Origin of the sequence: Anoxybacillus sp. MB8 (assembly GCF_011006755.1) — a bacterium.
Classification (GTDB): domain Bacteria; phylum Bacillota; class Bacilli; order Bacillales; family Anoxybacillaceae; genus Anoxybacillus; species Anoxybacillus gonensis.
The window spans coordinates 65,116-86,726 of record NZ_RXXX01000001.1 but is presented as its reverse complement, the minus strand read 5'-3'; the positions used below and the strand labels follow the sequence as shown (position 1 = coordinate 86,726).

General features: G+C 40.5%; 26 protein-coding genes. 25 read left to right on the top strand and 1 reads right to left on the bottom strand.

What is annotated here, in order from left to right; genetic code table 11:
• Window positions 1-68: 68 nt before the first annotated feature.
• The 20 genes from modA (at window position 69) to EKC99_RS00430 (ending at window position 17,418) form a co-directional block, all read left to right on the top strand.
• Complete coding sequence (gene modA / locus EKC99_RS00525; RefSeq protein WP_163149843.1) at window positions 69-830, top strand: molybdate ABC transporter substrate-binding protein; 762 nt, start codon at window positions 69-71, stop codon at window positions 828-830.
• A 2-nt stretch (window positions 831-832) separates the two neighbouring features.
• Window positions 833-1,528 carry a molybdate ABC transporter permease subunit gene (modB, locus tag EKC99_RS00520; RefSeq protein WP_163149840.1) on the top strand — a complete coding sequence of 232 codons (696 nt, stop codon included), beginning with the start codon at window positions 833-835 and terminating at the stop codon, window positions 1,526-1,528.
• Entirely contained in the window at window positions 1,509-2,546 is a 1,038-nt protein-coding gene (locus EKC99_RS00515; protein ID WP_163149837.1) for a sulfate/molybdate ABC transporter ATP-binding protein, read from the top strand. The genes modB and EKC99_RS00515 overlap by 20 nt, the downstream gene beginning before the upstream one ends.
• Window positions 2,547-2,650: 104 nt before the next feature.
• Window positions 2,651-3,652, top strand: coding sequence for a GTP 3',8-cyclase MoaA (moaA, locus tag EKC99_RS00510; RefSeq protein WP_163149989.1), 1,002 nt, complete (start codon window positions 2,651-2,653; stop codon window positions 3,650-3,652).
• 4 nt (window positions 3,653-3,656) lie between these two features.
• Window positions 3,657-4,154, top strand: a complete 498-nt coding sequence (locus tag EKC99_RS00505; RefSeq protein WP_019418484.1) for a MogA/MoaB family molybdenum cofactor biosynthesis protein — start codon at window positions 3,657-3,659, stop codon at window positions 4,152-4,154.
• Window positions 4,151-4,720, top strand: coding sequence for a molybdenum cofactor guanylyltransferase (gene mobA / locus EKC99_RS00500; protein ID WP_006318147.1), 570 nt, complete (start codon window positions 4,151-4,153; stop codon window positions 4,718-4,720). Before EKC99_RS00505 ends, mobA begins: the two co-directional genes overlap by 4 nt.
• A gap of 151 nt (window positions 4,721-4,871) precedes the next feature.
• Window positions 4,872-6,125 carry a molybdopterin molybdotransferase MoeA gene (locus EKC99_RS00495; RefSeq protein WP_163149834.1) on the top strand — a complete coding sequence of 418 codons (1,254 nt, stop codon included), beginning with the start codon at window positions 4,872-4,874 and terminating at the stop codon, window positions 6,123-6,125.
• Window positions 6,116-6,619 carry a molybdopterin-guanine dinucleotide biosynthesis protein B gene (gene mobB, locus EKC99_RS00490; RefSeq protein ID WP_049720894.1) on the top strand — a complete coding sequence of 168 codons (504 nt, stop codon included), beginning with the start codon at window positions 6,116-6,118 and terminating at the stop codon, window positions 6,617-6,619. Before EKC99_RS00495 ends, mobB begins: the two co-directional genes overlap by 10 nt.
• Window positions 6,600-7,055: a molybdenum cofactor biosynthesis protein MoaE gene (locus EKC99_RS00485; protein ID WP_006318154.1), complete on the top strand. Its 456-nt coding sequence runs from the start codon at window positions 6,600-6,602 to the stop codon at window positions 7,053-7,055. The genes mobB and EKC99_RS00485 overlap by 20 nt, the downstream gene beginning before the upstream one ends.
• A complete protein-coding gene (gene moaD, locus EKC99_RS00480; protein ID WP_163149831.1) occupies window positions 7,052-7,285 on the top strand; it encodes a molybdopterin converting factor subunit 1 in 234 nt (77 codons plus the stop codon). The genes EKC99_RS00485 and moaD overlap by 4 nt, the downstream gene beginning before the upstream one ends.
• 4 nt (window positions 7,286-7,289) lie before the next feature.
• Window positions 7,290-7,778 carry a cyclic pyranopterin monophosphate synthase MoaC gene (gene moaC / locus EKC99_RS00475; protein ID WP_163149828.1) on the top strand — a complete coding sequence of 163 codons (489 nt, stop codon included), beginning with the start codon at window positions 7,290-7,292 and terminating at the stop codon, window positions 7,776-7,778.
• Entirely contained in the window at window positions 7,778-8,791 is a 1,014-nt protein-coding gene (locus EKC99_RS00470) for a ThiF family adenylyltransferase (protein WP_163149986.1), read from the top strand. Before moaC ends, EKC99_RS00470 begins: the two co-directional genes overlap by 1 nt.
• Before the next feature lie 16 nt (window positions 8,792-8,807).
• Window positions 8,808-9,497 (top strand): Crp/Fnr family transcriptional regulator, encoded by a 690-nt coding sequence (locus EKC99_RS00465; RefSeq protein ID WP_006318160.1) that lies wholly within the window; start codon window positions 8,808-8,810, stop codon window positions 9,495-9,497.
• Between the two features lie 108 nt (window positions 9,498-9,605).
• On the top strand, window positions 9,606-10,133 hold the full coding sequence (locus tag EKC99_RS00460; protein WP_163149825.1) for a hemerythrin domain-containing protein: 528 nt from the start codon (window positions 9,606-9,608) through the stop codon (window positions 10,131-10,133).
• A 144-nt stretch (window positions 10,134-10,277) separates the two neighbouring features.
• Window positions 10,278-13,961, top strand: a complete 3,684-nt coding sequence (locus EKC99_RS00455; RefSeq protein ID WP_035066887.1) for a nitrate reductase subunit alpha — start codon at window positions 10,278-10,280, stop codon at window positions 13,959-13,961.
• On the top strand, window positions 13,951-15,426 hold the full coding sequence (gene narH / locus EKC99_RS00450; RefSeq protein WP_163149822.1) for a nitrate reductase subunit beta: 1,476 nt from the start codon (window positions 13,951-13,953) through the stop codon (window positions 15,424-15,426). Before EKC99_RS00455 ends, narH begins: the two co-directional genes overlap by 11 nt.
• 15 nt (window positions 15,427-15,441) lie before the next feature.
• The gene (narJ, locus tag EKC99_RS00445; RefSeq protein ID WP_006318164.1) at window positions 15,442-15,993 is read left to right on the top strand and encodes a nitrate reductase molybdenum cofactor assembly chaperone; all 552 of its coding nucleotides are present in this window, start codon (window positions 15,442-15,444) and stop codon (window positions 15,991-15,993) included.
• On the top strand, window positions 15,994-16,677 hold the full coding sequence (narI, locus tag EKC99_RS00440) for a respiratory nitrate reductase subunit gamma (RefSeq protein ID WP_006318166.1): 684 nt from the start codon (window positions 15,994-15,996) through the stop codon (window positions 16,675-16,677).
• Between the two features lie 109 nt (window positions 16,678-16,786).
• The gene (locus tag EKC99_RS00435; protein ID WP_163149819.1) at window positions 16,787-17,026 is read left to right on the top strand and encodes a DUF2552 family protein; all 240 of its coding nucleotides are present in this window, start codon (window positions 16,787-16,789) and stop codon (window positions 17,024-17,026) included.
• Window positions 17,027-17,217: 191 nt separating this feature from the next.
• On the top strand, window positions 17,218-17,418 hold the full coding sequence (locus tag EKC99_RS00430) for a DUF3886 domain-containing protein (RefSeq protein ID WP_009373831.1): 201 nt from the start codon (window positions 17,218-17,220) through the stop codon (window positions 17,416-17,418).
• Between the two features lie 20 nt (window positions 17,419-17,438).
• Here the strand turns inward: EKC99_RS00430 and EKC99_RS00425 are convergent, their stop codons facing one another.
• Entirely contained in the window at window positions 17,439-18,353 is a 915-nt protein-coding gene (locus EKC99_RS00425; RefSeq protein ID WP_163149816.1) for an aldo/keto reductase, read from the bottom strand.
• Between the two features lie 97 nt (window positions 18,354-18,450).
• On the opposite strand from EKC99_RS00425, the gene EKC99_RS00420 reads away from it, so the two are divergent.
• The 5 genes from EKC99_RS00420 (at window position 18,451) to xerD (ending at window position 21,487) form a co-directional block, all read left to right on the top strand.
• On the top strand, window positions 18,451-18,990 hold the full coding sequence (locus EKC99_RS00420; RefSeq protein WP_009373823.1) for an NUDIX hydrolase: 540 nt from the start codon (window positions 18,451-18,453) through the stop codon (window positions 18,988-18,990).
• Between the two features lie 83 nt (window positions 18,991-19,073).
• Window positions 19,074-19,718, top strand: coding sequence for a stage II sporulation protein M (gene spoIIM / locus EKC99_RS00415; protein ID WP_009373822.1), 645 nt, complete (start codon window positions 19,074-19,076; stop codon window positions 19,716-19,718).
• 104 nt (window positions 19,719-19,822) lie between these two features.
• Window positions 19,823-20,275 (top strand): ferric iron uptake transcriptional regulator, encoded by a 453-nt coding sequence (gene fur, locus EKC99_RS00410; RefSeq protein WP_009373818.1) that lies wholly within the window; start codon window positions 19,823-19,825, stop codon window positions 20,273-20,275.
• Window positions 20,276-20,370: 95 nt separating this feature from the next.
• Window positions 20,371-20,583: a YqzK family protein gene (locus EKC99_RS00405; protein WP_163149814.1), complete on the top strand. Its 213-nt coding sequence runs from the start codon at window positions 20,371-20,373 to the stop codon at window positions 20,581-20,583.
• A 7-nt stretch (window positions 20,584-20,590) separates the two neighbouring features.
• Window positions 20,591-21,487: a site-specific tyrosine recombinase XerD gene (gene xerD / locus EKC99_RS00400; protein ID WP_009373815.1), complete on the top strand. Its 897-nt coding sequence runs from the start codon at window positions 20,591-20,593 to the stop codon at window positions 21,485-21,487.
• Window positions 21,488-21,611 lie beyond the last annotated feature (124 nt).

Genomic DNA, 21,611 nt, shown 5'->3' with positions numbered 1-21,611 from the left:
TATGTGGGTTTTATTGATATGTGGGTTTTATTGATATGTGGGTTTTATTGATATGTGGGGGGACGAAAGTGAAAAAAATATGGTTTTTTATTATGATTTTGTCATTAGTGGCATGTAATCCTCACACCGCTCAACCAAATGCGGCACCATCTATTAAAGTTGCCGCAGCAGCAGATTTAACTCATGCATTTAAAGAAATTGGAGAGCAGTTTACAAATAAAACAGGGATAGACGTTACGTTCATTTTCGGTTCGAGTGGTCAGCTAGCAGAACAAATCAAACAAGGGGCTCCCTTTGACATGTTTGCTTCGGCGAATGTAGAATATGTCGATGAACTTGTTCGTGATCATGTTGCGCTTGAACAAACAAAAAACGTATACGCCTTTGGTCGCATTGGCATGGCTGTCAAAAATGGAGTAGCTGTATCGTCATTACAAGATTTATTAAAGAAAGAAGTGAAAAAAGTGGCAATTGCCAATCCGGATCATGCACCGTATGGGTTAGCAGCAAAACAAGCATTAATGAAAGCTGGCGTTTGGGAACAAGTAGAACCGAAGCTTGTTTACGGAAAAAATATTGCTGATACACTTGCTTATGTCGAATCGGGGAATGTTGAAGTAGCGATTGTCGCGCTTGCACTAATGAAGGATCATCATCTTCCGTTCTACCTTATTGATGAACATATGCACGAACCGATTCGACAAGCGATCGTTATCACTAAGCAAACGAAACATGAAAAAGAAGCGCGCGAATTTCTCGCATTTTTAAAAGGGCCGACTGGCACGAGCATCATGAAAAAATACGGTTTTATCATTCTTGAGGAGGAATAATTGTGGAGGCGGTCAATCTTTTTCCGCTCTTTCTGTCATTAAAAGTAGCAACAATAGCCACGGTTTGTGCTCTTGTTGTCGGATTGCCCATTTCTTACTATTTAAGCCGTTCTCATCATAAATGGAGTGACATACTCGATTCTTTATTGACGTTGCCAATCGTATTGCCCCCAACTGTTCTCGGTTACTATTTACTTGTACTACTTGGTCGCTCAAGTCCAATTGGTCGTTGGTTGGAAGAAACATTTGGGATTTTGATTGTATTTACACCGACAGGAGCGGTTGTTGCCGCTTTTGTTGTCGCTTTGCCGTTTTTTGTGAAGACGGCACGGGCAGCATTTGCAAGTATTGACCAGCAATTGTTGAATGCGGCGCGCGTACTTGGACGATCGGAGAGGGATATTTTTTTTACTGTCGTCATCCCGCTTTCTTGGCGCAATATCGCATCAGCGACTACGCTTGTTTTTGCGCGTGCGCTTGGGGATTTTGGTACGACGCTTATGGTTGCAGGAAGCATTCCGAATGAAACGATGACGATGCCGATCGCTATTTACGATGCATTGCTTGCAGGAAATAAAAAAATGGCAAATATACTTGTCATCATCATGACGAGTGTATCTGTTGTTTTATTGTATACGATGAAACGATTAGAGAAGCGAATGATGCGAGGAGAAAACGATGCTTTACGTCGCCATTAAAAAAACATTTTCGCATTTTCAATTAGATGTAAATTTTACAATACAAAAAGGGGTTATTGGTATTTTAGGTCCATCGGGATGTGGAAAAAGTTTAACGTTGCAAAGTATTGCGGGGCTACAACGGCCAGATGAAGGCGTTATTCAATTGAATAATCATTTATTTTTTCATTCGGACAAACGAATTCACATCCCCGCCCGTCATCGAAATGTCGGGTATATGTTCCAACATTATGCTCTTTTTCCACACTTGACGGTTTACGAGAATATTGCGTTCGGTTTGAAAAAATGGCCAAAAAAGCAAGTACAACATACGGTTACGAATATGATTGAAAATATCGGATTAAAAGGGTATGAAAATCATTACCCCCACCAATTATCCGGAGGACAGCAACAACGAGTAGCACTTGCGCGAACGCTTGTTACACAACCGAGTATATTATTGCTTGATGAGCCGTTCTCAGCGTTAGATCATCATACAAAACAGGCGATGGAACAACAATGTTTTTCTTATTTACAACAACATTTTTCCGGTCTCGTTCTTTTTGTGACACACCATTTAGAAGAAGCATATCGATTATGCGATGAGCTTATTTTGTATGATCGTGGCCACGTAATACAACATGGAAAAAAAGAACGTGTATTTTATGAACCGGAAAATGTACAAGCCGCAAACATTGTCGGCTGTAAAAATATATTTTCTTGTACGTTTGCTGAAAAGGGAGAACAGATTATTTGTTATGTCAACGGTGCACAATTGGTCGTCCCTGCACATAAAAAAAAGAGCGGAGCGACATATGTTGGTATTCATTCGCATCATATTCGTTTTGTAGATGATGCAATATACAATGCCTTTTCTTTTCGCGTCATTCGCGCTGTCTCACATGTATATACGTATGATGTGACAATACAAACAGATCATTTTATATTGCAAGCTAGTGTGAGTGAAGAACAGTGGCGACATATGCATAATAAAAAAGTATATTTACCGCCTGAGCATTTATTTTTTTTATTTGAATAAATCATGAACATATATGTTTGTGTGACGTACGTCACATTTCTCAGTTAAGCGATTTAGTAACATGAACATAGAACCTCGATAAACGAAAAGAGGGATTGATGAAGATGGTATATGATGCATATGAACGGCCATTATTAGATTTGCGTATGTCGGTAACAGATCGCTGTAATTTTCGTTGCACATATTGCATGCCAGATATAGAAGGAAAACGATATTGTTTTATGGATCGGGAACAACTGATGACATTTGAAGAAATGGAACGTTTTGCCCGATTGTTTGTCAAACTCGGGGTAAGAAAAATTCGTTTAACGGGAGGAGAGCCGTTATTAAGAAAAAATATCGATGTGCTTGTGGCGATGCTGACAAACATTGACGGTGTTCACGACGTATCGTTAACGACGAATGGATTTTTTTTGAAAAAGTATGCGAAAAAATTAAAAGATGCAGGAATGAAGCGAGTGAATGTGAGTTTAGATGCACTCGATGATACTATTTTTACAAAAATGAACGGAGTCGGCGTGCGTTCTGAGCACATTTTAGAAGGAATTGATGCAGCGCTTGCGGAAGGGCTCCATGTAAAAGTAAATATGGTTGTCAAAAAAGGGCTAAACGATCATGAAATTTTACCGATGGCTTATTTTTTTAAAAAGAAAGGTGTAACACTTCGTTTTATTGAATTTATGGATGTCGGCTCTTTAAATAGGTGGAAGTTAGATGATGTTGTGACGAGCAAACAAATATATGACATCATTTCTGAACATATGCCACTTGAGCCGGTTGCTTCTAGTCATGTTGGTGAAGTAGCTAAGCGTTATCGCTACGTAGGGACGAATGTGGAAGTAGGTTTTATTTCTTCTGTCTCAGCCGCCTTTTGTTCAGACTGTACACGTAGCCGATTATCTGCTGATGGGAAGCTATATACATGTTTATTTGCGACAAATGGGACAGATTTATTAAGTATGATGCGAGCTGGGGCGAGCGATGAACAGCTCATTTCATCCATTGAACGTGTTTGGCGAAAGCGAGTCGATCGTTATTCAGAAGAGCGCGGAAAACAAACAACGTGGAATGGGAAACGAATTGAAATGTCATATATTGGAGGGTGACGATATGGGTGTTCATGATCATAAAAAGCAGGCGATGCTCCCTGTCCGATGTAAAATTGTGACCGTTTCTGATACGCGCACATATGAAACAGATACGAGTGGACGATGGATACGTGAACAATTAGAGCAATCAAACATTGTTGTTGCTGCATACGAAATTGTTAAAGATGATGTATTCGCCATTCGACGAGCCGTTCAATCAGTTGAACAAGTAGATGTCATTTTAATGAATGGAGGAACGGGATTTACAAAACGTGATGTGACGATTGAAGCCATTCAGCCGTTGCTTGAAAAAGAAATGGTTGGGTTCGGTGAGCTTTTTCGCTTTTTAAGTTATGAGCAAATCGGAAGTGCAGCGATGTTAAGTCGTGCGCTTGCTGGTTCGATGAACGGCATGATCATTTTTTGTATGCCCGGGTCAACAAACGCTGTGCGCTTAGCAATGGAAAAGCTCATTTTACCCGAAATTCGCCATCTTGTTTGGGAGCTTCGTCGCCAATGAAAACGATCGGCATTGTTTTAGCGGGCGGACAATCAAAACGGTTTGGTGAACCAAAAGCGCTTGCGTTGCGACATGGAAAACCTTTTCTTTTTTATAGTATTGAGGCGTTGCGTCCGATCGTTGATGAAATCGTTATTGTTGCACAGCCACATATTCGAACGAAATTATCGTTTCAAGACGTATCATGGATCGAGGATGATCCACAATACAAAGGGAAAGGCCCATTAGCAGGAATTTATTCGGCTATCGTGCATCATGAAGCAACGTGGTATGTTGTATTGCCATGTGATATCCCGTTTATTCATGAGACGATTATACGTATGCTTAAGGAACAAGCAGATGATGCATTCGATGCCATTGTGCCATATGTGAATGGGAGACTCCAACCACTGATTGCTATATATCACTATCGAGTGAAATCGCTTATATACAATTGTCTTCAACAAGAGGAGTATCGCATGCATACGTTTCTTTCCTCTTGTCGAGTGAAACGTGTTGGGATGAAAGAAGAACAACCGTTTATGAATATTAACACAAAAGAGCAATTTTATAAATGGATTAGTTAGAGGCGAGTTGCCTCTTTTTTTATCAATATTTATGAAAAAAATGTGAATTTCGTCACAACACCGCTTGTTTTTGTGACGTATATCACACGATTTTATGATCAAAAGGCGATATAGTAGAGATAGGATATTATTTTAGAAGGGATGAACGTAAATGCGCAAACCGATTCCGATTGACGAAGCAATCGAACGAGTAATGGAATGGTACCGTGAAGGAGAAAAAGAGTATGTTTCGTTAGAGCAATGTGATGGACGCATTTTAGCGGAACATGTGGAAGCAACGATGCCGATTCCATGGTTTGATCGCTCACCATATGACGGCTATGCTCTTGTTGCGGATGCGACAGAAAGGGCTTCAACTCATGCTCCTGTATTATTAGAAGTCGTTGGCACAATTGGAGCTGGTTCGGTTTGGGATGGAACGTTGGCGCCAAACGAAGCAGTAAAAATTATGACAGGTGCAGCCATTCCAAATGGAGCAAATGCAGTCGTGATGATTGAATTGACGAAAGAGATTGAAAAAGATGGGAAGCGCTTTGTGCAAATAAAAAGAAAAGTGAATGAAGGCGAAAATATTTCGCGTGTTGGGGAAGATATGAGACAAGGTGAGATCGTCGTTGAAAAAGGAACTGTCATTCATCCAGGGATTGTTGCGGTTTTAGCAACGTTTGGATATGATCGCGTTCCTGTGATGAAAAAGCCAAAAGTCGCCATTATTTCAACGGGAAGTGAACTTCTTCATGTTTACGAGCCACTTGAAAAAGGGAAAATCCGCAACAGCAACGCTTATATGCTTCAAGCGCAAATTCGACGCGTTGGGGGAGAGCCTATTTTGTTTGGCAAAGTGGCCGATACGTTTGAACATACGCTACACGTCGTACAAAAAGCGTTACGTGAAGCAGATGTGGTCATAACAACGGGTGGTGTATCCGTTGGGGATTTCGATTATATGCCTCGCGTCTATGAACATCTCGGTGCCAAATTGTTATTCAATAAAGTAGCGATGCGACCAGGAAGTGTGACATCAGCGGCTGTATTTGAAAATAAAATGTTGTTTGGACTGTCAGGCAATCCTTCTGCATGTTATGTGGGCTTTGAATTGTTTGCTCGTCCATTTATAAAAGCGATGTTAGGACAGCCTAAACGTTATTTAAAGAAAGTGCAAGCGGTTTTACAAAAAGATTTTTTAAAACCGAATCCATTTACTCGTTTTGTTCGTGCAAACGTATCGTATGACGATGGAATGTTACACGTGGAACCGGTTGGAAAAGATAAATCAAATATTGTTTCATCGCTCGCACAAGCAAACGCTTTTATCGTTTTGCCGGGGGGAACACGCGGTTTTCAAGCGGGTAATCGTGTTGATGTGCTTTTACTTCATGATGAAGGAGACAATGTTTGGTCATGATAATTTTACAAATCGTTGGTTATCAAAATAGTGGAAAAACGACACTTATTGAAAAAATCATTCACCAGTTATGTGAAAATGGATATCGTGTTGGAACGTTAAAACATCACGGACATGGTGGGAAAGTCATGTTACCGAAAGAAAAAGATACAACGCGTCACGCAGAGGCTGGGGCAATGGTATGTGCAGTGGAAGGGGACGGCACGTTTCTTCTTCATGCGAAAGGAAACTGGGAGCTTGATGAGTTACTATGTATATATGAACGATTTCCAATTGATGTATTGCTTATTGAAGGATTTAAACATGCAGCTTATCCGAAAATTGTTTGTTTACGTCATCGGGAAGATGAACATTTATTGCATTTAAAAAACATACTATTTTCAATTAGTTGGCAACGTACGGACGGATCTTTTTTTATTGAAGATGAACAAGCGTATATGGAGCGCATTATTGCTTATGTAAAGGGGGAACAACATGTTTGCGATCGTTCGTGAACCTATCCATGTAGGAAGTGTCATTGAAGCAGTTGCTGATCGTCATGCAGGGGCGATTGTAACGTTTCTTGGCACAGTAAGAGAATTAACGAATGGAAAAAAAACTGTATATTTGCAATATGAGGCGTATGAGTCGATGGCGCAAAAAAAATTAGAACAAATTGGTCAAGAAATTGTTGCCCGCTTTCCACAAGCAAAAGTAGCGATTGTCCATCGCATCGGTCGGCTTGATATTGCTGATATTGCGGTAGCTATTGCGGTCTCAACGCCGCATCGCGCAGACGCATACGAAGCGAATCGTTATGCCATTGAGCGAATTAAAGAGATCGTTCCTATTTGGAAAAAAGAGTATTGGGAAGATGGGGAAATGTGGATTGGTAATCAAAAAGAAACAGTTCGTTACGATCATGGCGCACCAAAGGAGGAAGAGATATGATTCGCGTATTACTATTTGCCTACATAAGAGAACGACTCGGCAAAGAGGAAATTGTATTCAATGAACAACAAATGACTGTTCGGCAACTTCGTGAGCGTCTTGAGCAAGAATATCATTTACAAGCCGCTTCTTCACTTATGATCGCGATTAACGAAGAATTTGCAACAGATGATGACATAGTATATGCCGGTGATGTCGTTGCACTGATTCCACCGGTCAGTGGAGGGTGATCAAATGGGAACATTTACACATTTTAATGAACAAGGTCGGGCGAAAATGGTTGATATTTCAGAAAAAGGAGAAACGGTGCGAACTGCTTGTGCGATGTCTCGCGTGATCGTGTCAAAAGAGGTGTACGAAAAAATTGTGCGCTCGGAAGTGAAAAAAGGAGACGTATTAGCCGTCGCTCAAGTGGCTGGCATTATGGCAGCAAAGCGTACAGCTGATCTTATTCCGATGTGTCATCCTATTTCGTTAACGGGAGTCGATATTTCGTTTACATGGCAAGCGAAAGAAACAAATTATGAATTGCAAATTGAAGCGTTTGTCAAAACAAAAGGAAGTACTGGGGTGGAAATGGAGGCGTTAACAGCTGCTTCGATTTGTGCTTTAACCATTTATGATATGTGTAAAGCAATCGATAAAGGAATTGTGATTGGTTCGACATATTTAGTAGAAAAAACGGGTGGGAAAAGTGGAAATTTTAAAAGACAAGAGGGATGATGATGGAGCGGTACTCGCGACAAATGTTATTTTCTCCAATTGGTGAAAAGGGACAACGAGTCATTCAACAAAAGCACGTTTTGATCGTCGGAGCAGGAGCACTCGGTTCAGCAAATGCAGATATGTTAGCGCGTGCAGGAGTCGGTCGCTTAACAATTGTTGATCGCGATTATGTTGATTGGACAAATTTACAACGCCAACAGTTATATAGTGAAGAAGATGCTGACAACAGATGGCCAAAAGCGGTTGCTGCCAAGCGTCGTCTAGCTTCAGTAAACCATGACGTTCATGTTGAGGCACTGGTCATGGATGCCCAAGACGAATCGTTCGCTTCTCTTTTTGAACAACAAATTGATCTCATCATTGACGGAACAGATAATTTCGAAACGCGCTTTCTACTAAATGATTTGGCACAAAAGTATCGGATTCCTTGGATATACGGGGCTTGTGTGGGAAGCTATGGTCTTTCGTTTACAATCATACCAGAACAAACGCCATGTTTCCGCTGCGTTATGAATCATTTGCCTTCTTATCATTTGACATGCGATAACGTCGGTATTATTTCTCCTGCCGTGCAAATGGTTGCGGCGTATCAAACAACGGAAGCGTTAAAAATATTAGTGGGAGATGTCAGAGCGATCCGACGTTCACTCGTTATTTTTGACGTTTGGCAAAACGAACATCGCTTTTTACAAGTTCATAAATTAAAAAATGAGCATTGTCCATCATGTGGAAATAATCGAATATATCCTGCTTTGCGAAGTGAAAGAGCAAAAACATCTGTTCTATGCGGCAGAGATACGGTACAAATTCGTCATACACACCCATTTCACATCACAAACATGATGGAACAAATGAAAGCAAATGGACAACAAGTACATGGTAACGAATATTTATTGATGACTCAATTGGAAGGGCATCGTGTCGTTTTATTTGCTGACGGTCGCATGCTTGTACATGGTACAAAAGACGCTACATTTGCTCGTTCGTTATATCAAAAATATTTTTCTTAAAAAGGAGGCATACGGGATGTCTCAATTTATTAGTAAAAAAAATTTTGAACAACTAAAGAAGTTAGCGTATAAAACGATAAAAGTGAAAAAAGGGATGTTTTTATTTCAAGAAGGACAAATTGGCGAAAACTTTTTTGTCGTCTTATCTGGTAAATTTCAAATTAGTAAATTTTCCGGCGATGGAAAAGAGTTATGTTTACGGTTATGTGGTCCGAATGCTGTCATTGGCGAGTTGATGATTTTTTCAGATAACGGAAGATATCTGTTCAACGGACGGGCGTTAGAAGATAGCGAAGTGCTTGCGATTAAAAACGAAGATATTGAAAAAGAGTTGCTTGCCAATTCGGAGTTTGCTGTTGAGTTTTTGAAAATGATGACCGATCATTTCCGTAAGCAACATACGAAATTTCGCGATCTCGTTCTATATGGAAAAAAGGGCGCATTATATTCTACACTTATTCGGATGGCAAACAGCTATGGCGTTCAGACAAAAGACGGCATTTTGTTAGACGTCCCTGTTACTCACCAAGATTTAGCTAATTTTAGCTCTACATCGCGTGAAAGTGTGAATCGTGAATTAAATACATTAAAAAGCAAAGGCATTATCTCCTTCAAAGGAAGAAAAATTATTATTCATAGCCTAGATTATTTAAAAAAACAAATTAACTGTGAAGGATGCCCATCGTCATATTGCAACATTGAATAGTCAATAAACGTTCATTTTTTTAACAAAAGGTGTGACGTGCATCACACGAAAAATCGTTTTCCTTCTATACAATAAATATGTAAGCACATAAAGAAAAGAGGGATGACGATGGATTTTTCACCTTGCAGTCTCATTGGGCATGAACCTGTTTCATTATGTCCGCCATTGCAACGATTAAAAGACGAACACGGTCCATTAAATAAAGAAAAATATGCTCTTTTTGTTGCAGCGAAAAGCATTTACGATGGGGAAGAGGAAGATGTTGTTCAAGCGTTCATTCGTTTGCGTGAGAAAGTACAGCAATTTTTGCAACATTTAGATCCTCACTCTCGGCGCGAAGAAGATGTATTATTTCCGATGATGGAACGCTATATCGGCAAACAGTTTGGTCCGATTGCAGTTATGGAATACGAACATCAAGAAGCGAAACAAAATATTGCAACATTTTTACAAAAGACAGAAATGATTCGTTCAGAAGAAGCGAAACAATTAGCTTCATATGTCATGAACGCGTATATGATTTTAACTGATCACTTTGCCAAGGAAGAGCAAGTACTTTTCCCGATGGCTGAAAAGTTACTATCAGCCGAAGAAAAAGAAGAATTAGCAAAAAGAATAGATGAGATTAAAGGCTAATCCGTTAAGGGTTAGTCTTTTTTTATATAATATTTCGACATATTTGTGACAATTAAAAAACATGTGAGGTACCTCACATTTATTTGTTACATCCCGTTTTATAGTGAAGATAGAAGGATTTCATCATGAAGAGGAGTGAGAGATGTGAAAAAGAAATCACCATTGTTCAAGCGTTTGAACTACGTGAAGCCGATTGAACGTCATGCGGATGCACATAGTGAAGTCACATATCAAGATCGTGATTGGGAGCAAATATATCGCAGAAGATGGCAACATGACAAAGTTGTACGTTCAACACATGGTGTCAACTGTACGGGCTCATGTAGTTGGAATATTTATGTAAAAGACGGTATCGTGACATGGGAAGGACAAAAGCTTGACTACCCAACAACCGGACCTGATATGCCAGACTTTGAGCCTAGAGGCTGCCCACGGGGAGCGAGTTTTTCGTGGTACATTTATAGTCCACTTCGTGTCAAATACCCATATGTTCGTGGCGTGCTGTTAAATATGTGGCGCGAAGCGTTGCAACAACATAAAAATCCGCTTGATGCTTGGAAAAGCATCGTCGAGAACCGAGACAAAGCGAAACGTTATAAGCAAGCGCGTGGAAAAGGTGGATTTGTGCGCGCAGAGTGGGATGAAGTATTAAAGCTTGTTGCGACGTCTTTACTTTATACAGTAATTAAGTACGGTCCAGACCGAAATGTCGGATTTTCTCCTATTCCGGCCATGTCGATGGTAAGCCATGCAGCAGGTGCTCGCTTTATGTCGCTTATGGGAGGTCCTATCTTAAGTTTTTATGATTGGTATGCAGATTTACCTCCAGCTTCGCCGCAAATTTGGGGAGATCAAACGGACGTGCCAGAAAGTAGCGACTGGTACAATGCCGGTTACATTATGACATGGGGATCAAACGTGCCGATGACGCGTACGCCAGACGCTCATTTTTTAGCGGAAGTGCGATATAAAGGAACGAAAGTCGTTTCGATTAGTCCAGATTTTGCTGAATCGACGAAGCTAGCAGATGAATGGTTAAGCGTGAAACAAGGGACAGATGGCGCTTTAGCGATGGCGATGGGACACGTCATTTTAAAAGAGTTTTATGTTGATCAACAAATAGAATATTTTATGAATTACGCAAAACAATACACCGATTTTCCGTTTTTAATTACGCTCAAAAAGAAAGAAAACGGCGAATTGATTGCGGATCGTTTCTTGCATGCATCTGATATCGGACGAAATACGACAAACGGGGAATGGAAGCCAGCGCTTTGGAATGATCGAACAAACGATTTTGCCATTCCGAACGGAACGATTGGATCACGTTGGGAAAATAAAGGGAAATGGAATTTAAAAATGGTAGACGAAGAAACAGAAGAAGCGATCGAGCCACGTTTGACGATGTTAGGAATAGAAGACGAAATCGCAACGGTACAAATTCCATACTTTTCACATGATGGAAACAAAATTTTAAAACGCGCGATACCTGTAAAACGTGTGCATATTGGGCACGAGGAATTGTACGTTTCGACTGTATACGATTTAGTTCTTGCGAACTATGGAGTGGACCGTGGTATTGGCGGGGAAGTGGCGAAAACGTACGATGATCTCGTACCGTTTACACCAGCATGGCAAGAAAGCATAACAGGCGTAAAACGTGACCTTGTTATTCAAATTGCGCGTGAGTTTGCGCAAAATGCGGTAGATACAAAAGGGCGTTCAATGATTATCGTCGGTGCAGGAATTAACCATTGGTTTAACTCCGATACAATTTATCGAGCCGTTTTAAATCTCGTTTTATTCGTTGGCGCACAAGGAGTAAACGGTGGAGGCTGGGCGCATTATGTTGGTCAAGAAAAATTGCGTCCGGTAGAAGGTTGGCAAACGATTGCGATGGCGCGTGACTGGCAAGCACCACCGAAATTGCAAAACGGAACATCATTTTACTATTTTGCGACAGACCAATGGCGTTATGAGGACACACCAGTTGGACAGCTCGTATCGCCGCTTGCCAAAGAAGCACGTTATCAACATTATGCTGATTACAATGTTCTTGCGGCTCGTTTAGGTTGGTTGCCTTCTTATCCAACTTTCGAAAAAAACGGAATTGATCTTTACAACGAAGCGGTCGCATCAGGGGCAAAAACAGTCGAAGACATTGGAGCATATGTAGCGAAGCAGTTAAAAGAGAAAACATTACGTTTTGCAATTGAAGACCCAGACAACGAGAAAAACTTCCCTCGCAATTTAATCGTTTGGCGTGCTAACTTAATTTCAAGTTCAGGAAAGGGACATGAATACTTTTTAAAACATTTGCTCGGTACGTCGCACGGATTAATGAACGATGACAAAGATAGTCTTCGTCCGCAAGAAATAACGTGGCGTGAGGAAGCACCTGAAGGAAAATTAGATTTGCTTATTAACCTCGATTTCCGAATGGCTGGAACGGCGTTATATTCTGATGTTGTATTACCTGCAGCAACATGGTATGAGAAGCATGATTTAAGCAGTACAGATATGCATCCGTTTATTCATCCATTTAATCCTGCGATTGCCGTACCATGGGAAGCACGTTCAGATTGGGAAATTTTTAAATCGCTTGCAAAGGCCGTATCACAAGTAGCGGAAGAAGTAGGCATGATGCCAGTTAAAGAAGTTGTGGCGACACCGATCCTTCACGATACACCACAAGAATTAGCACAACCGTTTGGAAAAATTAAAGATTGGAGTAAAGGTGAATGTGAGCCGATTCCAGGAAAAACGATGCCGCAAATTCACGTCGTTGAGCGGGACTACACAAAAATATTTGAAAAAATGACAGCGCTCGGTCCAAATGTTGTCAAAGCCCCTTTTGGTGTAAAAGGTATGACATGGTCGGTAGAAGAAGAATATGAAAAATTAAAACATGTGTTAGGAACGGTTCGAGGCGCCACTGTTGCGAATGGCTGCCCAGATATAAGCGATGCGAAAAAAGTAGCTGAAGCCATTTTAACTCTTTCATCAACAACAAATGGTCATGTAGCGGTAAAAGCATGGGAATCTCTTGAGAAAAAGACGAATTTACAATTAAAAGATTTAGCGGAAGAGCGGGAAGAAGAATGCTTTACATTTGAACAAATTACAGCGCAACCGAAAACAGTCATTACCTCACCAGCATTTAGTGGGTCGGAAAAAGGTGGACGTCGCTATTCGCCATTTACGACAAACGTGGAACGACTTATTCCTTGGCGAACGTTAACAGGGCGTCAATCATTTTATATTGATCATGAGTTAATGCAAGAGTTTGGTGAAACGATGGCAACGTTTAAGCCAATTTTGCAACATAAACCGTTCCAAAAAAATCGTCCGGATGTCGAAGGAAAAGAGATTACGCTCAATTATTTAACGCCGCATAATAAATGGTCTGTTCATAGTATGTATTTTGATTCGCAACCGATGTTGACGCTATTCCGCGGCGGTCCAACTATTTGGTTAAGTAAAGAAGACGCGGAAGAAGCAGGCATTCAAGATAACGACTGGATTGAATGTTTCAACCGAAACGGTGTCGTTGTTGCGCGTGCAGTCGTTTCTCACCGCCTTCCGAGAGGAATTGCATTTATGCATCATGCTCAAGATCGGCATATTAACGTACCGGGATCAAAATTAACGAACAATCGCGGCGGTACGCATAATAGTCCGACACGCATTCATGTCAAACCGACGCATATGATCGGAGGATACGCGCAATTAAGCTATGGATTTAACTATTACGGTCCGACTGGAAACCAACGCGACTTGAACGTCATTATTCGCAAGTTGAAGGAGGTTGATTGGCTTGAAGATTAAAGCACAAATTGGCATGGTAATGAACTTAGATAAATGTATTGGCTGCCATACGTGCAGCGTCACATGCAAAAACACCTGGACGAATCGTCCAGGTGCCGAATATATGTATTTTAACAACGTAGAAACGAAACCTGGTATCGGTTATCCTAAAAAATGGGAAGATCAAGAGAAATATAAAGGCGGTTGGGAGTTGAAAAATGGGGAGCTACAGCTAAAGGCGGGCTCGAAAGCAAATCGATTACTCAATTTATTTTACAATCCGAACTTACCAACGATCGACGATTATTATGAACCGTGGAATTACGATTATGAAACGTTAACAAATAGCCCTGAGAAAAAACATCAGCCTGTCGCACGTCCAAAATCTTCATTGACTGGAGAGTTTATGGAGTTAAAATGGGGGCCGAACTGGGAAGATGACTTAGCTGGTGCGCATGTCACAGCATTAGAAGATCCAAACGTAGTGAAAATGGAGCAGTCGATTCAAGCGGAATTTGAACAAGTATTTATGATGTATTTACCGCGCATTTGCGAGCATTGTGTTAATCCTCCATGCGTATCAAGCTGTCCATCTGGAGCGATGTATAAACGAGAGGAGGACGGCATCGTACTCGTAGATCAAAATGCTTGCCGTGCTTGGCGATATTGCGTATCAAGCTGTCCATATAAAAAAGTGTATTTCAACTGGCAAACAAGCAAAGCGGAAAAATGTACATTATGTTTCCCACGACTAGAAGCTGGATTGCCAACAATTTGTTCTGAAACGTGCGTAGGGCGCGTGCGTTACCTCGGAGTCATGCTGTATGATGCAGATCGTGTAAAAGAAGTAGCGAGCGTATCAGATGAAAAAGAATTGTATGAAGCGCAGCTATCGATTTTCTTAAATCCACATGATCCGGAAGTCATTGCGAAAGCGAAAGAAGAAGGAATTCCACAAGCGTGGATTGAGGCGGCACAAAAATCACCAATTTATAAAATGATCGTTGATTGGAAAATCGCATTACCGTTACATCCAGAATATCGGACGTTGCCAATGGTATGGTATATTCCGCCATTAAGCCCAATTACAAATATGATTGAAGGAAAAGGAAGCAGGGCAAGTGAATACGACATTTTCCCAGCCATTGATGAGATGCGCATTCCAATTGAGTATTTAGCTCATTTATTAACGGCTGGTGATCAATCACATATTCGTACAGTGCTGAAAAAAATGGCAGCGATGCGTTTATATATGCGTGCGCTACAAACAAATAAACAACCGAATGAACAAATGATTCAGTCGTTAGGGTTAAACGGAGAAGATATTGAAGAAATGTACCGTCTATTAGCGATTGCTAAATACAACGACCGTTTCGTCATTCCAGCATCGCATCGCGAACAAGTAGCTGAATTATATGCGGAACAAGGAACGTGCGGATTATCGTTTATGGGTGGACCAGGTTCATGCGGTACCATTTCGTCATAAAGGGAGAGGATTTAAATGGATTATGCTCATGTACAAACGGTGTTTGAAATCGTTTCGTATTTGTTATCATACCCAGATCGACAATGGCGTGACCAACTTGATGATTGTGCAATGTTTAGTCAACAAATTCCGCATCGCCCTATTGTGCAAAACATACAAAAATTTATTGATTATGTAAAACAAACGGATGAAACGTCATGGATTGAAACATATGTGTATACGTTTGATTTTGGCAAAAAAACAAATTTATACGTCACATATATGAGCACAGGCGAACAAAGAGAACGTGGAATCGAACTGTTACAATTGAAGCAGCTGTACAAATCAGCAGGTTTTGACATAACAGAGCGAGAGTTGCCAGATTACTTGCCACTTATGCTTGAATTTGCGTCGCAAGCCGAACGTGTGTATGTTCAGCCGCTTATGCAAAAATATTTCAATCATATGTCTCACATTCGTGAACAGTTAATTGCGGCGGAAAGTTATTACGCCATTTTATTCGATGTGTTGCTTATGGCACTTGAGGAAATTGGCGTGCGTAAACTTGCGGAAGGGAGCGTGTCGTAATTGCTCGAACAATTTCTTTGGGGATACTTCCCTTACATCGTTTTAACTATTTTCATTGGTGGGCACATTTATCGTTATCAACACGATCAGTTCGGATGGACGACAAAATCGAGCGAATTTCTTGAAAAAAAATCGTTGCGGCTCGGAAGCATTTTATTTCATTGGGGGATCATCTTTGTTTTTATCGGTCATGTCATGGGGATTCTTATTCCAAAATCGTTTTATGATGCGATCGGCATCTCTGAACATACGTATCATACGCTAGCCATCGCGTTCGGTCTTCCGGCAGGGATCGTTTCTATTGTTGGTTTAGTTATTTTCATCCAACGTCGTTTAACCGTTAAACGCATTCGCTTAACAAGCAGTAAAGCAGATTGGCTCGTTTTAATTTTATTAGCGATTGTCATGTTGACTGGTTTTGCTTCTACATCGTTGAACGTGAACGCAAACGGCTTTGATTATCGCACAACGATCAGCCCTTGGTTTCGCACCGTTTTAACGTTTCGTGCTGATCCAACGTATATGGAAAGCGTACCGATTTGGTTTAAAATTCATATCGTCTCCGCTTTATGTATTTTCGTTGTTTGGCCATTTACGCGATTAGTTCATGTATTTAGTATGCCGTTTCGTTATTTAAGCCGAAGTTACGTTGTTTATCGTCGTCGAATGCCGAAACAACAATGAAAGAAGCGATAATGAAAAGAGGTCTCTTTTGCGAGAGCTCTTTTCTTATTTTCCGATATTGAGTTAAAATAAGGATGTATACGTAATTGACATAGAAAGAGTGATTGTTGTGAATGATCAAGTGAATCGTCTTCGAAAAATCGTAAAAGAAAAAACATGGGTGTCGTTTTTGTACAATAACCATCCGTATAGTTTACTTCATTGGTCCGTTGCAGGATTTTTAAACGACGAGCGCGATGTCTGGCTGCTGCAAGATGAGATGACATTTGAAACACAATCGTTCGTGCAGTTAGATGAAGCGCTTGCTTGGATTGAACAACATATGCCGCATATTACAGATATTTTATAAGGGGCCGAATGCCCCCTTCTTATTGCGGAGAATTTTGCCGTTTTGTCGGATGAATCGCTTTTTCTAATTCTTCCTTTGCAATGACAGGACGAACCGTATCGGCTGTCGGCTTTCCTTTTTGGCTTTTATTTTTTGCCATAAAAGTTCACTCCTTTATGTTTTAGTCATGATTAGTTTGGAGAAAGAGAGGGATGTTTATGCTAAAAGATCGATTAAATGAGCAACTGATCGAACAGCTTAAGCAAAAACAAAAGCAACTGCAAGAGGAAGAACAAAAACGAAAAGAAGAAGAGGAAGCAAAGCGCAAGGAAGAAGCTCGTAAGCGAGAAAAAAATAAAACGTTTGCTGAATGGTTAGAAGAAAGTGACTTAGATTGGCGAAAATTTAAATAACCGAGGGCGAACACCCTCGGTTACCGATGATCAGTAAACATCGTTTGTTTTGTCAGTTGTTTTAGGATAGCTATTTGTTCATCGCTCAATGTTACTGATTGAGCAGCGACGTTTTCGATTAGTTGCGATAATCGGCTTGCGCCTGGAACGACTGTAGCTACTGCTTCATTTGCTAAACAAAAACGAAGGGCAATCGCCGTAAGCGTTTCATTCGGAGCAACCGCTTTTAATTTTGGAATGAGCGTCACTAACTCGGCAAACGAATAATCGACATAGCCGTTTTGTTTCGTATTTTCGCTTGCTCGTTCAATCGGACGTTCAGTTAATAATCCTTTCGCTAGCGGTCCGCGAGCAATGACGCTCACGTTATGTTGCTTCAAAAGCGGAAACCATTCTTCAGCGCGGCGATCAAGCAAACTATACGGCATCATGACAGAAACGATGCGCGATCGCTTCACATATTCGCGAATGACGTTTGGACGCATAGAGGAAATGCCGTAATAACGAATGATGCCCTCTTGTTGCAATTCCTCAAACGCCTCAATGGTTTCATCGATCGGATCATCAATTGTCCCGCCATGTAGTTGATATACATCAATATAATCGGTTTGTAATCGTCGTAAGCTATGTTTCACCGCTTGTTTTATGTATGCTTTTGACGGATCCCATGTCCAGCCGTTTCCTTGTTCCGTCCAACGATTTCCTACTTTTGTCGCAACGATGACATCGTGTCGTTTTCCTTTTAATGCCTTACCGACAATTTCTTCATTTAACCCACGATCATATAAATCGGCTGTATCGAAGTAGTTTACGCCTTGATCGATCGCTTCATGAATGATGCGAATCGCATCGCTTTCCGACGTACCGAGCGACATGCAGCCAAAGCCAATTTCACTTACATATAAATGTGAATGTCCAAGTTTCCGTTTTTTCATGTTCCCACTCCTTTTTAATCATTATAACGAATAAGTTTTCCATTTGTCTTTGTTCATGTAGTACAATGGAAATGAAAAATGACATGGTGGTGAAACGATGGATCATTTATATGAAAAAACGATAAATCAAAAGCGCATTTTTTCTGGAAAAGTGATTGACGTATATGTGGAAGATGTGTTGTTGCCAAACGGGGAAACGAGCAAGCGTGAAATTGTTAAACACCCTGGAGCGGTTGCGGTGCTTGCGATAACAGAAGAAAATAAAATGGTGCTCGTTCGTCAATATCGAAAAGCGTTAGAGCGAGTGCTTGTTGAAATTCCAGCCGGAAAACTTGAGAAAGGGGAGGCACCGATCGAAACAGCTAAGCGTGAGCTAGAAGAAGAAACAGGATATGTATGCGAAAAAATGGAGCCGCTTCACTCTTTCTACACATCGCCGGGGTTTGCAGATGAATTAGTACATATATTTCTTGCGAAAGGGTTAACGAAAAAAAGCGAAAAGCAAATGCTTGATGATGACGAGTTTGTCGATGTGCTTGAAGTGACGTTAGAAGAAGCACTAAACATGGTCGAAGAAAAACAAATTTATGACGCAAAAACGATTTATGCTCTTTTATATTGGCAATTGCAGGCGTAAAGCGGTCATCTCGACCGCTTTTTGTCATATCACGCTCCTTTTCCCATACAATGTAGTAACAGAACGTGTAGGGGGATGGAGCGATGAGAAAGCGATCATGGACGACAACATGGGGGCAGCATGTACAAGAGCATTATACGACATATGTGTTTACCGTCGTTCTTTTTGTGATGGGCGTTGTTTTTGGCGCGATTGTTGTCAACAGTTTAAGTTTCAGTCAAAAACAAGATTTATATTATTATTTAACGAATTTTTTTGGACAAGTGTCTGCGGGACATATTGCAAGTGCGCATGACGTATGGAAAGAAAGTTTTTTACAAAATTTAAAATATATTGGGCTGATGTGGATTTTAGCGATGTCGCTTGTAGGGTTACCACTTATTTTAATTTTATTATTTTTAAAAGGGCTTGTTGTCGGTTTTACCGTTGGATTTTTAGTCAATCAAATGGGATGGAACGGATTTTTGTTAGCTTTCGTCTCTGTCGTCCCGCAAAATATTATTCTCGTTCCCATTTTTATTATGATGGCCGCTGTATCGATTTCGTTTTCTTTAAAAATGATTCGACATCAATTTGTGAAACGAACGTCCGAACCAATTTTTCGAGCGATGCTTCGTTATACGTTTGTCATGTTATCGTTTAGCATCGCATTAGTGTTTGCATCTTCGCTTGAAGCATACGTATCCCCGTTGCTCATGAAAGAAGTTGTGGAATTAATAGAAAAATAATTATTATTTAATAATCATTTTATTTATCAGTTTGTAATCATTTTATTTTGACACGTTCCTTTCTTTTGTTATAATGAGAATGAGTAACGAGGGAGGGAATGAAAATGGAAAGTCGCCTTGAAAGAATTAAAAAACAATTGCATGCCGCAAGCTATAAATTAACGCCGCAACGGGAAGCGACGGTACGTGTGTTGCTTGAACATGAAGAAGATCATTTAAGCGCGGAAGATGTTTACCTCCTCGTGAAAGAAAAAGCACCGGAAATAGGGTTAGCGACAGTATATCGCACGTTGGAGCTATTAACAGAATTGAAAATTGTCGATAAAATTAACTTCGGGGATGGCGTTTCCCGCTACGATCTTCGTAAGGAAGGTGCGGCGCATTTTCATCACCATTTAGTGTGTATTGAATGTGGGGCGGTCGATGAAATTCAAGAAGATTTATTAGAAGATGTCGAAGCGATTGTAGAACGGGATTGGAATTTTAAAATTAAAGATCACCGTTTAACATTTCACGGCATTTGTTATCGTTGTCAAGAGAAGCATGAAGAACAGTAAACCTTTTCGTCTATGAAAAGGTTTTTTCATTTATGTATAAAATGCGATGAAACGGGCATATCCTCTTACTATATGACAGTTGACGGAGGTATGCGATGAAAAGAATGGTGGACGTGTTAAAAGTGTTTCTTTTATTTACGGGATGTACGATTTTATTTTATTATAGTATTGTATGGATGAGCGAGGAATATAACTATTACCGTCGTTACGACGAGCCGATGGGATCAGCTGTGAAAGTATCAACGACTGAACGGCAAGAAACGAATTGGCTCGATCGATTGTTGTTTTTTTATCAAAACGGGGAGTAGGATGCGTGTGGAAGATCAAGTAAAAGATTTTATTCACTATTTAATTGTTGAGCGAAATTTAGCTCATAATACGATCGTATCATATGAACGTGACTTAAAAAAATATGTTCAATATTTACAAAAAGTTGAGCAACGATGTCGTTGGAATGACGTCACCCGTTTTCATATTATGCAATTTTTAAAGTTTTTAAAAGAAAAAGGAAGCTCGCCAAAAACGATTGCGCGCCATCTGGCGTCTGTTCGGTCATTTCATCAATTTTTATTACGTGAAAAAGTAGTCGACCAAGATCCGACTGTTCATATTGAAACACCGCAACTGCCGAGAAAATTGCCAAACGTGTTGTCGATGGCGGAAGTTGAAGCGTTATTGGAAGCACCGAAACAAAACACGCCGTTTAGCATTCGGGATAAGGCGATGCTCGAGTTGTTGTATGCGACAGGCATTCGCGTGAGTGAGCTTATTCAATTAAACATATCCGATGTTCATTTAACGATGGGGTTTATTCGTTGTTACGGAAAAGGGCGGAAAGAGCGAATCGTTCCGATCGGAAAAATGGCGACAGAAGCATTAAAACGGTACATGGAACAAGGTCGTCCAGAGTTGCTGCAACGAAAAAAAGGAACGACAGATGCATTGTTTTTAAACCATCACGGCGAGCGGCTAACAAGGCAAGGGTGTTGGAAAATTTTAAAACGGCTCGCCCAAGAAGCAAACATTCAAAAAACGTTAACGCCACATACGTTGCGCCATTCATTTGCAACGCATTTATTAGAAAATGGCGCCGATTTACGCGCCGTGCAAGAAATGCTTGGACATGCAGATATTTCGACAACGCAAATTTATACGCACGTCACGAAAACGCGCTTAAAAGACGTGTACAAGCAGTTTCATCCGAGAGCATAACTGTGACGATGATTTGTCACAGTTTTTTTATTGCAATTCATTATGAAAACGTTTTATAATTTAGTTGTCAGACTTCTGACAAATACGAATGATGCGTGATTTTGTTTCATAGTGGGTATGCTAT